The organism is Paenibacillus sp. HJGM_3, assembly GCF_045062745.1.
Classification (GTDB): Bacteria; Bacillota; Bacilli; order Paenibacillales; family NBRC-103111; genus Paenibacillus_AA.
Window position 1 is genome coordinate 167,355 of sequence record NZ_JBJGED010000005.1, and the last position, 15,757, is coordinate 183,111.

At 48.3% G+C, this 15,757-nt stretch carries 16 protein-coding genes; 11 read left to right on the plus strand and 5 right to left on the minus strand.

Annotated features, from left to right (window positions below; all coding sequences use genetic code 11):
- Window positions 1–126: 126 nt before the first annotated feature.
- Window positions 127–336, plus strand: coding sequence for a CDGSH iron-sulfur domain-containing protein (locus ACI5FR_RS07780; protein ID WP_405452610.1), 210 nt, complete (start codon window positions 127–129; stop codon window positions 334–336).
- A 65-nt stretch (window positions 337–401) separates the two neighbouring features.
- Here the strand turns inward: ACI5FR_RS07780 and ACI5FR_RS07785 are convergent, their stop codons facing one another.
- The 3 genes from ACI5FR_RS07785 to ACI5FR_RS07795 are packed head-to-tail and all read right to left on the minus strand — an operon-like array spanning window position 402 to window position 3,893.
- Window positions 402–1,484: a Ger(x)C family spore germination protein gene (locus ACI5FR_RS07785; protein WP_405452974.1), complete on the minus strand. Its 1,083-nt coding sequence runs from the start codon at window positions 1,482–1,484 to the stop codon at window positions 402–404.
- Window positions 1,484–2,569: a GerAB/ArcD/ProY family transporter gene (locus ACI5FR_RS07790; protein ID WP_405452613.1), complete on the minus strand. Its 1,086-nt coding sequence runs from the start codon at window positions 2,567–2,569 to the stop codon at window positions 1,484–1,486. The genes ACI5FR_RS07785 and ACI5FR_RS07790 overlap by 1 nt, the downstream gene beginning before the upstream one ends.
- Window positions 2,562–3,893 carry a spore germination protein gene (locus ACI5FR_RS07795; RefSeq protein WP_405452616.1) on the minus strand — a complete coding sequence of 444 codons (1,332 nt, stop codon included), beginning with the start codon at window positions 3,891–3,893 and terminating at the stop codon, window positions 2,562–2,564. Before ACI5FR_RS07795 ends, ACI5FR_RS07790 begins: the two co-directional genes overlap by 8 nt.
- 661 nt (window positions 3,894–4,554) lie before the next feature.
- On the opposite strand from ACI5FR_RS07795, the gene ACI5FR_RS07800 reads away from it, so the two are divergent.
- Both ACI5FR_RS07800 and ACI5FR_RS07805 read left to right on the plus strand, forming a co-directional pair.
- A complete protein-coding gene (locus tag ACI5FR_RS07800) occupies window positions 4,555–5,535 on the plus strand; it encodes an Ldh family oxidoreductase (RefSeq protein ID WP_405452618.1) in 981 nt (326 codons plus the stop codon).
- Window positions 5,536–5,618: 83 nt separating this feature from the next.
- Window positions 5,619–7,610 (plus strand): GTP-binding protein, encoded by a 1,992-nt coding sequence (locus tag ACI5FR_RS07805; protein ID WP_405452621.1) that lies wholly within the window; start codon window positions 5,619–5,621, stop codon window positions 7,608–7,610.
- A gap of 133 nt (window positions 7,611–7,743) precedes the next feature.
- Here the strand turns inward: ACI5FR_RS07805 and ACI5FR_RS07810 are convergent, their stop codons facing one another.
- The gene (locus ACI5FR_RS07810; protein WP_405452624.1) at window positions 7,744–8,160 is read right to left on the minus strand and encodes a VOC family protein; all 417 of its coding nucleotides are present in this window, start codon (window positions 8,158–8,160) and stop codon (window positions 7,744–7,746) included.
- A gap of 630 nt (window positions 8,161–8,790) precedes the next feature.
- On the opposite strand from ACI5FR_RS07810, the gene ACI5FR_RS07820 reads away from it, so the two are divergent.
- Entirely contained in the window at window positions 8,791–9,336 is a 546-nt protein-coding gene (locus ACI5FR_RS07820) for a shikimate kinase (protein ID WP_405452627.1), read from the plus strand.
- A gap of 80 nt (window positions 9,337–9,416) precedes the next feature.
- A complete protein-coding gene (locus tag ACI5FR_RS07825; RefSeq protein ID WP_405452630.1) occupies window positions 9,417–9,884 on the plus strand; it encodes a VOC family protein in 468 nt (155 codons plus the stop codon).
- Window positions 9,885–9,976: 92 nt separating this feature from the next.
- Here the strand turns inward: ACI5FR_RS07825 and ACI5FR_RS07830 are convergent, their stop codons facing one another.
- Window positions 9,977–10,267 carry a hypothetical protein gene (locus tag ACI5FR_RS07830; protein ID WP_405452633.1) on the minus strand — a complete coding sequence of 97 codons (291 nt, stop codon included), beginning with the start codon at window positions 10,265–10,267 and terminating at the stop codon, window positions 9,977–9,979.
- A 197-nt stretch (window positions 10,268–10,464) separates the two neighbouring features.
- Between ACI5FR_RS07830 and ACI5FR_RS07835 the strand changes: the two genes are divergently transcribed.
- The 6 genes from ACI5FR_RS07835 (at window position 10,465) to ACI5FR_RS07860 (ending at window position 15,527) form a co-directional block, all read left to right on the plus strand.
- Complete coding sequence (locus ACI5FR_RS07835) at window positions 10,465–11,061, plus strand: GNAT family N-acetyltransferase (RefSeq protein ID WP_405452636.1); 597 nt, start codon at window positions 10,465–10,467, stop codon at window positions 11,059–11,061.
- A gap of 27 nt (window positions 11,062–11,088) precedes the next feature.
- On the plus strand, window positions 11,089–11,850 hold the full coding sequence (locus ACI5FR_RS07840) for an SDR family NAD(P)-dependent oxidoreductase (RefSeq protein ID WP_405452638.1): 762 nt from the start codon (window positions 11,089–11,091) through the stop codon (window positions 11,848–11,850).
- A gap of 318 nt (window positions 11,851–12,168) precedes the next feature.
- Window positions 12,169–12,894 carry an FHA domain-containing protein gene (locus ACI5FR_RS07845; protein WP_405452641.1) on the plus strand — a complete coding sequence of 242 codons (726 nt, stop codon included), beginning with the start codon at window positions 12,169–12,171 and terminating at the stop codon, window positions 12,892–12,894.
- Window positions 12,891–13,916: an ABC transporter ATP-binding protein gene (locus ACI5FR_RS07850; protein WP_405452644.1), complete on the plus strand. Its 1,026-nt coding sequence runs from the start codon at window positions 12,891–12,893 to the stop codon at window positions 13,914–13,916. Before ACI5FR_RS07845 ends, ACI5FR_RS07850 begins: the two co-directional genes overlap by 4 nt.
- A gap of 2 nt (window positions 13,917–13,918) precedes the next feature.
- Complete coding sequence (locus ACI5FR_RS07855) at window positions 13,919–14,716, plus strand: ABC transporter permease (RefSeq protein WP_405452647.1); 798 nt, start codon at window positions 13,919–13,921, stop codon at window positions 14,714–14,716.
- A gap of 13 nt (window positions 14,717–14,729) precedes the next feature.
- Window positions 14,730–15,527: an ABC transporter permease gene (locus tag ACI5FR_RS07860; RefSeq protein WP_405452649.1), complete on the plus strand. Its 798-nt coding sequence runs from the start codon at window positions 14,730–14,732 to the stop codon at window positions 15,525–15,527.
- Window positions 15,528–15,757: the final 230 nt, after the last annotated feature.

The following is a 15,757-nucleotide window of genomic DNA, read 5'->3' on the forward strand; positions in this document are numbered from 1 at the left end:
GACGCGACCCGGCACACTTTGTAGAATGAATAAAACCAACCGGAAGGGCAAGGAGAGGATGGCAGTCTTTTTCCCATGCTAGCCGGATATACTTGTATTAACGATTGGAGCAAAGGAGGTAAGTTCATGGCAGACCCAAACAAAGTGACGATTAAAGTGAACGACAACGGTTCGCTTCGGGTGACGGGGCCGGTCGAACTGGTGGACGCGGAAGGCAACCCGTTCGAACACAAAGAATCGTTCTCGCTGTGCCGATGCGGAGGTTCGGGCAACAAGCCGTTCTGCGACGGAACGCACAAAACGATCGGTTTCGAGAGCGCGCCGAGATCAAAGTAAGAGCATCAGAAAAATACCTCAGCCGACAACAATCCGCAATGAGGTATTTTTTATTGCCTTAGCCTCTATTTATTTTTCATTTTCAGAAGTCCTTCATTCTGAATGATGGTATTGACCTGAAAGTTCACCTTCATTGTGGGATAATAATCCGTTCTCCAGCTTGTCAGACGATCACGGGGAATCTTGGTCCTGAATAATTGCCCCAGTCCCAAAATGTCGGCTTCCTCGGATTGAATTTTACGCAGCATCCGCCCGAACCTGTCGGTCAACAGCGACTCTGTATCCTGTTTGATCATCGCCTCAGTAGGAGATCCTTTGGTTTCCAGGATGGTGACCTTCAAGGTCAGCCGGCTGTTCAGTACGGGCTTGCCGTCGTTGAAACTACTGCTATGTGTAAGGTTCTCAGTGAGGATCATTACCGAAGCACGATCCATGACTTCGATTTTCCCTTGTGCGGCTAGTCCATTAAACGAGTTGAACAACAAGGTTTCGTCCGGAGTAATTCGGCCCACCATCATTCCGTTCTTGATCACAGCCGAACCGGTGCTTTCAATGGGCGTCGTTTGGCCTGCTTTGATTAGAGGTACGGCCACATCGCGTGTGAAGGAATCTAAGCTTCGGTAAATTTCCCATACCCGCGTTTGCGCTACATTGGGCGACCAGCCGGCGTGTTTCTGAAAAAAGTTATAAATCTCCATTCCACCGGAGGTAGAGGACGTTTTCAACTTTTGAAACAAGGTCTCCAGGTTGTCATCACTGATCGCCACTATGGTCTTGGGAGAAATATCCCGAGCCCGCATAAAGCTCGAAATGCTGTCCTTCATTCCGGCTTCCGCCACCGCCCGATGAAACACGAGAACCTTCAAATGAAGCAGATCTACATCGACCTCCAAATCTTTGGCGATCTTGTCCACGACTTGGTTGATAGTACTTCCTTCTTTGGTCACAATCCTCACGTCTGTCCGCCTTTGAGTAGTGTGCGGAATCAGAAGATACACTTTATAAGCGCCATTTTGATGATCCAGCCCCATCACAACCGGCAATGCGCGGTGGTTGATGTCTTTATTGTCCCAGCATCCGCACACAGCCAGCAGGATTGTTACAGTGAGCAGCAGTCTTAGCCCGAAATGAATTAGACCTCTCGACATCACGGACGAACCACGCCTTCACGCTGATGGCGAATACCCAGGACAAGGGTAACAAGCGGAATGACGATCGTCACGAATAGGCGCAGATAGGTGTTCCACCACAATAATCGTTCGACCGTTTTCCAATCCGGAATTTGCATACAGATGATCATTAAGGACAGGGCGAGCAAAAGCGTCACCGGGAGCGGCCGGAAAAACGGAAACCCGCGCCGAATGAGCAGCGTTAGCTTCCACATGGCCAAGGAAAGAAAGAGCACCACGAAACAAATCAGACTGATCATCAAGAACATGGTGATCCGGTCAAACATTAACCAACGGATATCCACCGTATCGACTGTCGTGATGAAAGGAAACACAAACTGGGAAGCCGACCGTTGTCCGAATGTCAAGATCGGGACATAGACCGAGATCAGAAACATGGGAAGGAGCAAGGCACTGGTCCACATCACCTTTCGATGTTTGTACGGAATGATGTGCGGAATAAACCCCAAAAACAAGAAACCGCCTGCAAAAGCAAACAAGCTTTTCAAATAGGGACGGCTGAAGACGTATGAAAACGAAGCCGCCTTGGAGTCCATTAGCGGTAATACATAACGCCAATCCGCATTTTGAAACGAAACGCAAAAAACTAGCAGAAGGAAGGGAAGCAACAGCGCGGCGGTCAGAAGCGCCGTTCTGAAAATAGCTTCAACACCGAGAGCGGAGATGAGCGTCGTGACCCCCAGAAGAAGCGCTATAATCGCCCACACCGGAGTACTGCCCAGAAAGACAAGCGCAATGATCTCCGAATAGGCCCGGATTGAGATGATGATAACCGCGAGCAAGTAAGCCGCTACGGGAAGCAGTAAGATCACGGCAAACCCTTTGCCCGCTCCCAGCAAAATATCGATTACATTCAGAGGCGAACTATAACTTAATCCTTTCATATAGATGCCGAGCAACACCACATGAGCTGCGAAACCGAGCAAGATGGCGCTCCAATGACCAACTGTAAGGCTCTCGATGATGTCTGTCGGATACATGAAAAAGATAAGCCCGATATGGGTCAGGTAATACATAGCCATCACCTGTAAACTCTTATCCATTAGATTTCTCCTTTATTCTCCACCGATACACATAGGGAATACCAAAACTGCTCACACTGGCCAAGTATGCGCAAACAACCAGAATCCCGATGAATAGTCCCAATATGCCATACATGGCCGAGAGAACAAGTAACAAATACTTGGGTAAACGGACGGAGAGCACATTGTGAAACCCGACCACTGTAAAACTTGCTATGGTGGTGGCGGATAAAATAATAATTAAAACGTTACTGACGAGATTGGCCTGTACGACCGCTTGACCGAGAATGATTCCCCCAACAAGCGTGATTGTGGCTCCAATGCTTTTCGGAAGACGGATGCTGGCCTCCAGCAACAGCTCCAGGATGATAAGCAGGAACAATGTCTCCACGATAGCCGGGTAAGGGATGCCTTCACGGCTTTGGGCGATCGACATGGCAAGCTCGATGCGCAGGGCGTCCGGATTAACCGAGATGAGCGCCACATACAATCCGGGCATCAACATGTTGGAGAGCACGCCGATGAAGCGCAATATCCGCACGGATATCATGAAGACGAGCGGATAATTCACATCGTTCTCCGCCGCGAACATGTCCGCTAATAAACTGGGCAGGACGAGGGCAAACGGAAAGCGGTCGAGGATCAAAACCACTTTGCCCTTCGTGAGCCCACTGGCGACATTCTGCGGCAGCTCGGTCGTGTTGAACCGGGTAACCAATGTCGATTTGGGGAACCCGAGCACACTGGATAACTTGCCTAGGTCGGAGACTTCTTTGTCCAAATTGGATTCGAGTCTACGGATAATCGAGTCCAGGAGCGAGGGATCCGCTTGTCCTTCCATATGGAGCAGCACCGCCCGTCTGTGTTGAACTTTCCCGAAGCAGTATGACCGGATCCGGAGTTGGTCTGAGAGCACGTGCTTTTTGATCATGCCCACATTGGTATCCAGATCTTCGACGAAAGCGCTGATGGAATCCCGCACGACGTTTTCGGTCGTTGGCGCTTCGATGGCACGGGTCAGTGTACGAGGTACCGGAATGATCTTCATGCACACGTCGGAAGATTCAGATATAACAATCAAATGGCCTTCGGACATGGCCTCCGTTACCGTTCGTTCGTCCGCACAGCTTATACATTCACCGATTCCGCTTCCAAGCGCAAATAAAGGCCGTTTAGCCGCGACCGCATTCTGAACCTGTTGTTGAAGCAACACCATGGTCTGGGGCAAATCGATAAGCGATTTGTACCCGGCCAACGTCACCTGATGATGGGTTAGAAGCAGGGGATGGAGAAACAGGTCGGCATCTTGCTGTTGTCTTTCCTGCAAACGAACCAATAGTTCCAAACCAGTCACTTCCTGGAATTCATAATGGTTCCCAGTATTTCCTCAAGGGTCTTATGGTAAACTCGGTCGATTTTTATCGTTAAGTGTAGTTACTATAAATTATATATCAAATACAATAGGGGTAATTATAGCAATAATAAATTCACTACTTACATTACAATATCGACTGAATTTATAATAAAAACAGTCAAGTGCTCCTGTTGAAGGTCTTCCTCGGGATTGCGTTCTGCCTACGGGACTGGTGGAGAGGGTGTGGGGAAAGTTGAGAAATAATGGTCTGGGAGATCTGGAAAAATCCTTTCTCCTCAATTGGGCCGCTATTCGAAAACAAGGAAAGGCTAAATTTATACTCACGAGGGGGAGCTTACTCGGATTTCTCATATTTAATTTTTGGCTTATCGTAACCATTGTCGAGATCTTTATGCTGTCGGATCTGGAGCTGGCCCAATATTCATGGGAATCCTTTATAAAAAAGTGTCTCCTATGGTTTACGCTTGAAATAATGCTGGGCTTTGCGTTAGCGGTAGGGAGTTGGAAAGCCAATGAAGAGAAGTACCATCATTATGTTCTCGGACATCTCTCTATGCTAGAAATTTTAGAGCTTAGTATGAGAAACGGAAACCTTTAGATCACCGAGTCGTACGACAGGAGGAATATATCCATGAATGTAGATCGCCGAGAATTTGTGAAAGTCGATAAGGGCAAGATGAAGAGCTTGGTGAGCACACTAGCACAAAAAGCCGGCATGCCGGAAGAAAAAGCGGATTTTCTAGCCGGTCTATTAGTAACAAATGACCTTCGTGGCGTATTCAGTCATGGGTCCAGACAAATCGCTACCTATGCCCGCATCATGCGAGACGGAATGATTAACCCGGATCCTCAGATAAGGATGGCAAATGAGTCGTCCGCAACGATTACGATTGACGGAGCCGGGGGCCTCGGCTATTTCGCCGCCTACCGGGCTGCGGAGGAACTGATCGACCGGTGCCGCCAATTCGGGATTGCGGCCGCGGTTACCCGCAACCACGGGCATATCGGTGCAGCGGGAATCTACTCCCGTATATTGGCCGAATATGGCCTGATTGGATATGTGACATCCGGCCATCAACTAGCTCTTCGACCGGAAGACTCCATCATGCAGGCTGCGGGAGGCTCGCCGATGTCTTTCGCTATCCCCGGCGGAGAAGAGGTTCCGATGGTGCTGGACTTCGGGACGATGCATGACTTGTATGCATCCTCTCCGCATGTGCCTGAGCTGTTCCGGCTGGCTCCCGGTCTAGTATTTCGCAGCATGGGCCTCGGTTTTATGTGTCAAGCCTTAGGTGGGTTTCTCGCTGGGGTTCCGGCAGAAGAAGAGAGAGCCGAACGCCGGTATCCGGGCGCCAATCAGGGTTCTTTGATCATAGCGCTGGATCCGGGATGCTTCATAGATCGTGACGTTTTCAAGAAAGAGATGGACACGTACATGAGATTAACTAGAGAAATGCAGCCGATGCCCGGGTATGAGAAGGCGAGCTTGCCCGGAGTCCTGGAAGCGGAACGCGAGGCGGACTGGGGCGTTACCGGTATACCTGTCGACGAGAATCATAGGGCTGTCTTATCCAAAGCTGCGGTTGAGTTTGGTGTGGAGCTTCCCTTCTAGTTTAAGACGGAACTGGAACGTCCAACCCACCGGCGACTTCTGTGATACAATGGGCTTATTACCGACCGGAAGGAAGCGTCATCATGCGCGAAGCACAACGGAAACAGATTCGGAACGTAGGCATCTTCGCCCATGTCGATGCGGGCAAAACGACAACGACCGAGCACATCCTGTACGAGAGCGGACGCATTCGCACACTCGGCAGTGTCGATGACGGCACAGCGCTGACGGATTGGTTGGACGTGGAACGAGAACGTGGGATCTCGGTACGAGCTGCAGTTACTCGGTTCGACTGGAACGGCGTTCAGGTCAATCTAGTAGATACGCCCGGACATGTAGATTTCCTGTCGGAAGTCGAACGTTCGTTGAGAGTGATGGACGGTGCGGTGTTGATCGTTTCCGCGGTTGAGGGCGTACAAGCCCAGACGGAATTGATTTGGCAGGCGCTTCGTGATCTCCGCATTCCGACCATAGTGTATGTCAATAAACTCGACCGAGTAGGGGCGGATCCGATGCGTACGTTTGACAGCATCCGCCGCTTGCTTTCGAACGGAGCCATACCGATACAGGCACCGATTGGGGTGGAAGAGGATTTCTCGGGAAGCAGGGATTTGCTCCGGGAAGAAATGGGCTCTCTCTCCAAGGAGACTGAGTTATACCGTCAGCTGCTTGTCGAGACGATCGCCGAACGTGCCGAAGACCTATTGGAACGTTATATCGAGAAGGGCGCCCTCACTACGGCAGAGTTACTACCGCACCTAGAGGCAGGGATTCTCCGATCGGAGCTATTCCCGGTACTCTTCGGGGCCTCGAATCGCGGGATCGGCATCTCAGAGCTTATGGACGGGATCTTGCGATGGCTGCCGGGCCCGACGGAGGATTGTGAGGCGCCGGTGGCCGGTATCGTCTTTAAGCTCGAGCGTGATCCGGACATGGGCAGAATCGCGTATTTACGATTATACAACGGCACGCTTCGCAACCGGGATCTCGTGCATAACGTTACGCAAGACATTCAGGAGAAGGTTACCCAGATCCGCAAAATCGATGTTCTTAAGTCGCAGGATGTTGGACTTCTGGAGGCCGGGGATATAGCAGCGGTTTTCGGGATGAGCCGGGCGCGAATCGGCGACATCTTCGGCTCGTCTTCAGGTGTACCCGGAGAGCGGAAGCTGGCCGTACCGTTATTGACAGTCCAGGTGCGCTGGCGGAATGAAGCTGATTATCTTAAGGTGGTGGCGGCGTTTCAGGAATTGGCAGACGAAGACCCTCTGTTGGATATACAGTGGCAGAAGGTGGATCGGGAGCTGCAATTGAAGGTGATGGGAACCATTCAGATCGAGGTGCTCACTTCGGTGCTGAAGAGCCGGTTCGGGCTCGACGTCGCCTTCGATCGTCCATCCGTCATCTATAAGGAGACTCCAGCCAAGGCCGGCGAAGGGTACGTTGCTTATACGATGCCGAAGCCGTGCTGGGCCATTCTGCGGTTCCATATTGAACCTGGGGCAAGAGGGAGCGGGCTGCAGTACAGCTCTATAGCGCGGCTGGAGCGTCTGCTCGAGAGCTACCAAAACGAGGTCGCGCGGCGGGTGCCCGAGGCGCTGCAGCAAGGCCTTCGAGGATGGGAGGTCACCGATTTGAAGGTTACGCTCGTGGAGGGCGAACACCATGTGTGGCATACGCATCCGCTCGATTTTGTAGTGGCGACGCCAATGGGCATTATGAGCGGTCTTGCGCATACGGGTACGAACCTGCTTGAGCCGATTCTGAATTTTCATTTGTCCGTACCGGAGGAATTCGGCGGCAAGGTCATGAACGAGCTCGTGATCATGCGCGGCGAGATCAACTCGCCACTTCTCCGCAACGGGCGGTTGGAACTGGAGGGACTGCTGCCGGTAGCGACGTCGCTTGATTTTCCCGCTCGGCTGGGATCGATGACGAAGGGGAGAGGCATCCTGTCAACGACATTTGCCTGCTACCGGGAATGTCCGCCGGAGGTGACTGCCGAACGCAAGCGCCAAGGCGTCAATCCCCTCGATCAGGCCAAATACATTTTGTCCGTACGCAATGCTTTGTGACCGTTTTTGAGTGAGGGATCCGCGCAAACCGCGGATTTTTTTCTTTTCTGTACTCGTTCTGCTGCCGCCGACATAAAAAAGCTAAGTGAATAGTCACTTAGCTTTTTATCCATATTGTTCGTGGGTACGATTCTTACTCCTGAGGCATAGCGCTCATGTCCATAAAGGCAATTTCCCACAGGTGCCCGTCCAGGTCCTCGAAACTTCTCACGTACATGAAGCCATGGTCTGCCGGTTCTTTGGACTGCTTGCCTCCAGCGGACAATGCCTTGTCCGCGAGCTCGTCCACATGCTCCCTGCTGTCGGCGGAGAGTGCAATAATCCCTCCAGCGGCGCTGGCGACATCGGCGACCGGCTTGTTGATAAACGTTCGGAAATACGACTCTGAGAGCAGCATCACGAACGTATTGTCGTTGATCACCATACAGGCCGAGTTATCATCGGAAAACTGCGGGTTGAATTCAAAGCCAATGCTGCTGAAAAAATCCTTCGTCCGGTTAATATTTTTCACCGGCAAGTTTACATACGTTTGGTTCGGTTTATAAGCCATCTTTGGTCACCTCATCTGTATTATTGAGTGCAGATGCGCGCATATCAACTGCATGAGTAAAATATACCTCATAAGGAATATTCCTGTCAACGCATATTTGAATTTTTTTATGGAGGATTAGGGGGGTTAATTCGAAACTAGAGCAGTATTACACATATATTGGCAGAGTTAAAGGATGGTATACTTTACCTACGGGGATGATTGTGTGTCATGGTGCAAGAGCAAAAACTAGCAAAAAAATGAGAGGGGCACTTAGTTGAGAAGAGTCGATGTGGCAAGTGCATTAATTTTTGATGATACCTTTCAAAAGGTTTTGATGGTAAGAAATCTGAGAGGGGATTCCTCCGACTGGAGTTTACCTGGTGGAGCGGTGGAGCCAGGGAAACATTGATGGACCTGTTGATTGTTCTGACCTAGACGACGAGATAGTGGAAGTTAAGTGGATTGATGTTGCAACTGCAAACGAAATTTTGCTAAGTTATCAGTTCCGCTGGTGATTAATACTGAAAATAAACACGTGATAAGTTATTCTTTTCATGGGAACGTTTGAACATTGCAAACCTAATCATCCATTGAAGAAGAGCTACAAAATGTGGGGAATCACAATCATAGTTACTAGTGAGGAAATGTATGAATATAGTTCTAGTAGGTATGTCTGGAGCCGGAAAAAGCACTTTAGGCGTGTTGCTTGCCAAAGCGTTAGGAATGGATTACGTCGATACCGATATTATGATCCAACAACAAGAAGGTAGGCTGTTACAAGAAATAATTGATCGTGGTGGTATCGATAAATTCATGGAAGTCGAAGAGAATATTGTGTCTGACCTAAAATTAAAAAATTGTATTATATCTACAGGCGGAAGTGTTATTTATTCAGAAAGAGCTATGAATATCCTTAAGAATGGTGGACAGATTATTTATTTACATGTCCCATACGAGGAAATTAATAAGAGACTAACAAACATAACTACCAGAGGCATCGTGATTAAGAAAGGAAATAGTCTTAAGGATGTTTACGAGGAAAGATTACCTCTATACAAAAAGTATAGTGATATTATGATTGATTGCTCAAATAAGGATATAGAGCATTGTGTTAGGGAGATAATCGAGAGAATACAAGAAAGTCATGGCGAAAATACCATGGACTGTCAGAACTTTGCCGGAAGTGATGCTTGAAAAAGAAATCGTTTACAAGGGAACAAATGTACGGTATTCTAGAAGTAGCTGGTAATATATTCAAGTGGAGGCGATCTTTGTTGAGCCAAAATCAAGCGGAAGTAGAACCGAAGTTAGAGGACATTACTGGAATTACATGTATCTACGTTCCTGTGCAGGATGTCTATGAATCGGTTCAATGGTATCGAAACAATTTAGGCTGTAGACAACCGTCCAGATTCAAACCCGTCGAGCAAGGGGACGGAATTGCGATTTTGCGTTTTCCTGATCAGGAAGATAAGCTGCCTGGTGCGGGTCTAAGAACTACGGTACCCGCGATGTTTCTGATCCAATCAAACGTAGAAGGCGGCCGATTGGGATTTACCAACAATAATGGTGATCGCGTCCCCGTCGGCTGTTTCATTACTCCTCGCATTCAGGAGCTGTTCGAGCGGTTTAAGGAAAACGGGGTGCGCATTGCGAGCGATATTCCGGAAGGACGAGAATGCGGTCCTAATTTTCAGTTTTATGATCTGGATGGGAACATGTGGGAAGTCTGGCAGCCCTAAAAGTGAATATAAGATAAGGACAAAACCCTCCACGAGGAGGGTTTTGTGCTGTGTTTCTAGTAGAATCTGCTCTCATCAAAAGATTGGATTAATCATCGTCCATCTTCGTTATTACTTTGTTGGGGAGGACTGCTTTTACCGTGGTTCTTGGGCTGCTGGGGCTGCCGGCGCTCTTGCTGGAGCTTTACCCTCTGCTCGTATCGTTGACGGATCTTCGGTATTGCCTCTTCGCGTGCCTTTTCGAGCCTCTCCTCGGCCAGACGAACGAGCTTCTCTTTTTGCACCGGACTGACTTTGTACACATGCGTCGTAATGATCTCGGCAGTCTCAAATATCTTAACCTCTTTCTCGTGAGCCTTTTTCTCCTTATCCAGGTTCGACACCTTCTCCCGCTTCCCTCGTTGGGTAATTTTGTTCATATTGTACCATGGGCTTAACCCAATTGGAGCCGCAGAAAGTCATTTTTTCGCCGAAAAAGATCAAATCAGAAGGCAAGAGTATTCATAACGATCGATTGACAGTTTAGGGATTGTAGAACCATAATGCTACATATAGCTTAGCGAAGGAGTTGTTGTCCTCTGTGCAAATAAATCCGAATGTCGTGCTCGTTGGGGAAACGGTTCGACTTGTTCCTATGGAGAATAGCCACAAGACGGAATTATCCCGGATCTTGTTATCCCCCGAAGTATGGGAATTCACCTGGAGAACGATCCATACAGCTGAAGAATTAGATCAAGTGTTGACGACTGCCATGGAGAATAAAAATAATGGATCGCAACTCCCATTTACGATTATCGATCAAACGACTGGAGCCATAATGGGGACTACCCGAATTGGTGATATCGACCTGAACAACAGGAATGTTGAAATCGGCTGGACTTGGCTGTCTCCCCCGTATTGGGGAACCGGCGCCAATACGGAATGCAAATATTTACTGCTCCGGCATTGCTTTGAAGAGCTTAAGTTGATTCGCGTGCAGTTTTCAGTCAGCGGACAAAATGTCCGGTCGCAGCGGGCCGTGGAACGAATAGGCGCCAGGAAGGAAGGAGTTTTCCGCAAGCACAGAGTAAAGCAGGATGGCTCGATTCATGACAACATCTTTTACGGTATCGTTGACGATGAATGGCCACAAGTAAAGGAAAACCTGCATTCCTTGTTATTAAAGAAATATACATGATTCAAGCTCGAGAGGAGAGTTTTACGTATGCTAATCGACTTAACCGGTAAAACCGCCCTTGTTACGGGAGCCACAGGCCAGTTGGGGAGGGTCATGGCTCGCACGCTGGCGAATTGCGGAGCGAATGTCGTGATTCATTATCATCACAATGAAGAAAGAGCCGCACAGCTCCAGCAGGAGATTGAATCATTGGACAGAAAGGCGATAGCGGTTCGAGCCGATGTCACGGATTGCGCTTCCGTAAACCAGCTAAAAGATTCCGTTTTGAACGCATTAGGTCCTGTAGATATTGTGGTGGCGAACGCCGTTGTTCAATATCCATGGACGACCATATTAAACCAGTCTCCGGAGGACTATCTGAGTCAGTTCGAATCGTGCGTCATGCAAAGCGTGTATTTGGCGAAGGCATTCGTCCCGCAGATGATTGAAAACAAGTTCGGCCGGATGATCGGTATCAACACGGAGTGCTCCATGCAAAACCTTCCGAAGCAATCCGCGTATGTGGCGGGTAAACGGGGGATGGACGGGGTATACCGGATTTTGGCGAAAGAAGTGGGCGAGCACCAAATTACGGTGAATCAGGTTGCGCCTGGCTGGACGATAAGCGATCGGGATCGGGAAAATAATACCGAGCGGAACGAATCGTACGAGAAGGGTGTTCCATTGCGGCGGAGAGGAACGGATCAGGAAATCGCGAATGTGGTGGCCTTCCTGGCGTCCGATCTGGCTAGTTATATTACAGGGGCCTATATTCCGGTAACCGGCGGAAACGTTATGCCAACGATCTAACTGCAGATCGCGCGGGACCGACAAGATGCGTAAACGGCGGTTCAATTGGATTTTGTACCATCGAAATTAAAGGAAATTTTGATTGTTCGGAGATGAATTTCGGGAGAAACATGTATCGTTACGGATCCGCGTATATCGCGGATTTTTTGTTTTAACTTCGTTTGCTGCGGCGATTATGGATACATTCATATCAATCTCCGGCTTTGTTGGGCGTACTACATTATCACCATTTTATAACCTAGTTATCAGACTCGGAATATTCCAATATGAGGAAAAGAGAGCTATGATGGAGAAATACAGAAATCGGAGGGAACTTAATTGGATACTTTCGCTTGCCTATATGTCATTCGGGGAGAGCCTTTCCGCTCCGGTACTTGCTTGAACCTGTTTTCAACGGAAACGTGCGTGGGCCGGTCGGCAGCCGGTGATTCTCCGGATGTGGCGTTCACGAACGCTTTTATCTCTCGCAAACATTTCGTCATCCGTAAAGAAGACGGGAAGGCTGTCTTATACGATCTCGGAAGCCGGCATGGCACCGAAATCAACGGCATCCCGGTCGTTCCGCACAAGCCATATCTGCTCCAGTCTATGGATATCATCAAGCTGGCGAAAGGAATGACCGTCATTCATTTCTCGTACCTATTTGCGGAACAAACATTGGAATTGGAGCCAATCACAATCACGCAGCAAGTGGAGGCGGCCAAGCTTCCGCTCACGATGGATTGGGAAAAGAGGGAATGTATAGTGGACGGTAGGCGCATTGGAATGTCGGAGAAGGAATATTTGTTGTTAAAGCTGCTATTCGATCACGCCAACCGGTTGGTCCCGATTCCGGAGATCAAGCATGCTGTATGGCCGGAACGGGTGACCAATCAGGGAGGCCAGCCCGACGTCCATATGGATGAATTGAATGCGCTTATGTACCGGATCCGCAAAAAGTTTGGGGCGAATACGTTCGTGCTGAACGCGGTCCGCGGAAGCGGCTATGTACTTGAGTCCGATTCGAAACCAAATCCAAACAAGAGAAGCGAGGTTAAACGATGAACCAAATTGTAGTAGAAGAGTTAACTAAAACGTTCAAGGTTGCAATAAAAGAGCCTGGATTGAAAGGGGCGATCAAGCACTTAATTCAACAAAAATATCAGGAGAAAACGGCTGTGAACGGGATAAACCTCACCATCCAAGAAGGGGAAACCGTTGCATATGTAGGACCTAATGGAGCCGGTAAATCGACCACTATTAAGATGCTTACCGGTATTCTGGTCCCGACTTCGGGCAAAGTCCTGGTAGACGGGATCGTACCCAACAAGAATAGAATGGACAATGCTAAGAAGATAGGAGTCGTTTTCGGTCAACGTACGCAGCTCTGGTGGGACCTGCCGATTCTAGAGTCGTTCAACCTCCTTAAAGATATTTATGAAATTCCGAATAACGTCTACAAAACAAACATGGAACGATTCGTCGAATTGCTAGGCTTGAACGATTTCATGCATTTGCCAGCTCGCAAAATCTCGCTTGGCCAAAGAATGAGAGCTGATTTGGCCGCTGCGTTACTGCATAACCCAAGTATTGTTTATTTGGATGAACCTACAATAGGACTCGATGTTGCGGTTAAGGAACGGATTCGCCGGTTTATTAAAGAAATGAATAGGGAACAAGGCACTACTATTATGCTGACCACTCATGATTTGGAGGATATAGAGGAAATCTGCAAGCGGCTGGTCATTATCGATCATGGAAAAGTCATTTACGACGGAGAGCTGCAAGCAGTGAAAGATATGTTCGCAAGAGAAAGAACGATGCATGTGCAGCTGGATCACGCAATACCCGGACTTTCATCGCTCCTTTCCCAACTAGAGGGAGTTGTACTTGAGAATGAAAAGGGAAAAGAGTTTTCCGTCCGGTTCGATCGGTTTCGGATATCGGCCAGCGAAATCATCGGTATCATGATGAATCACGGAAGCATAACGGATTTCCACATGGACGAACCGAAAATCGACCGGATTATCCGTAAAGTGTATGACGGTGAGCTCACAATAAGGAATGAAGCATACAAGGGGGCTTAGCCGTGGTTAAGCGGAAGTATATTACATTAGCGAAAATCACGATGCAGAATGTGATCGCCTACCGATCTACCTACTTTATCAGTTTGTTAGGAAGTCTTATTTTCGTTATGGCTACGTTTTATTTGTGGAAGGCAGTCTTTGAGAATCAGGATCAATTGTCGGGTTATTCCTGGGACCAAATGAAAGCCTACATATTCGTTACTTTCTTAACCAACTCCATCATCTCATGGTATTCGGAAACCAGGATTTCCAGGAAAATAATAAGCGGCGAAGTGGCGATTGATTTACTGAAGCCCCTCGATTTTCAGAAAGCCCGCGCATCGGAAACAGTAGGCTCGAGTTTGATGGAGGGCTGCATGGCGGCAATTCTCATTATTCTAGTTCTGTTGCTTACGAAGGGAATGCCGCAACCCAAATCATGGGATATGATGATTCTTTTCGTAATCAGTTTAATCGCTTCTATCTGGATCAAATTTAATCTGATTTATTTGGCTAGCTTACTCTGCTTCTGGACGACTAATGGGATGGGTATTGCATGGATGCGGGCCGCCATCACGAACTTTTTCTCAGGGGCATTAATCCCACTGGCATTTTTTCCGAATTGGCTGGAAATGACAGCGAAGCTATTGCCGTTTCAGGGGATCGTTTACATCCCGGCTTCTGTGTACCTTGGAAAATTGGAAGCGCTTGAAGCGATGGAGCAGATCGGACTCCAAATAATATGGATCGCGGTGCTCTGGTACTGCGGCAAATGGATGTGGAACTGGGCGGTGAAGCAAGTAACGATTAACGGAGGATAAACGGGGGACAGCCATGAGACCAAGTAGGTCAGTATTCATTTACTATCGATTAATGAGCCAACAGATCAAAGCCGTTATGTCTTATCAGACCGATTTTATTATTACCCTGATTGCAACGATGATCAAACAAGTGCTAGGGATTATTTTTTTATCTGTGATGTTTCAGAAAATACCTCATATTCATGGATGGACTTACTGGGAGGTTGCATTCATCTACGGAATCGTGATTTTGAATGAGGGGATTTCCGGCTTTTTCTTTAACGGTGTATGGGTCATAGGCGGATTGGTGAATAAGGGAGAGATGGATCGCATTTTGGTTAGACCTGTCTCCCCGCTCTTGCAAGTATTTACATCGACTTTGGGACTTGGAGGAACAGGCTCCATCTTGATAGGGATCTTAATCGTCGTTCAGGCCATCCACCATCTGCAACTGGAGTGGACAATCTTCAAAATAGCCATGTTCATTTTGCTAACTTTGTCGGCAGTCGTAATTCGTGTATCCATTCTCCTTGCGGCTTGTTCTCAAACCTTCTGGACCGGCAGCACGAATACTTCCTTCGCTCACACCGTGCACACGCTAAGCGAATTTTCACGATTTCCAGTTACGATCTACAACTTAGGTGTTCAAGCTCTAATCACGATTGTCGTGCCATACGCGTTTATTAGTTTTTATCCTGCTGCTTATTTGTATGGGAAGGAACCTTGGGGAGCGTATGGTTTGTTATCCCTAGTCGTTGCTTTATATACCGCATGCTTAGCCTATTGGATCTTTAGGAGAGGGCTGCGAAGGTACGAGAGCACAGGGAATTAATCCTGCTTGCATCATGGAGAAGTCGCGTTTACGCGGCTTTTTTTGTTTTTATGATCCGGGATCGCGATTGCTCTCACAGATACACAATTTTTTCTGCCGAACTATTTTCCACGCACAAATATGTCAATACAGATTCCGAAAATATTGCGCAGCTCATCAAATAATGTTGATTGCCTTCCTCTGAAATTCCCCATTATCATGAATCCATGCGGAAGCACGGGCCCGAAAAT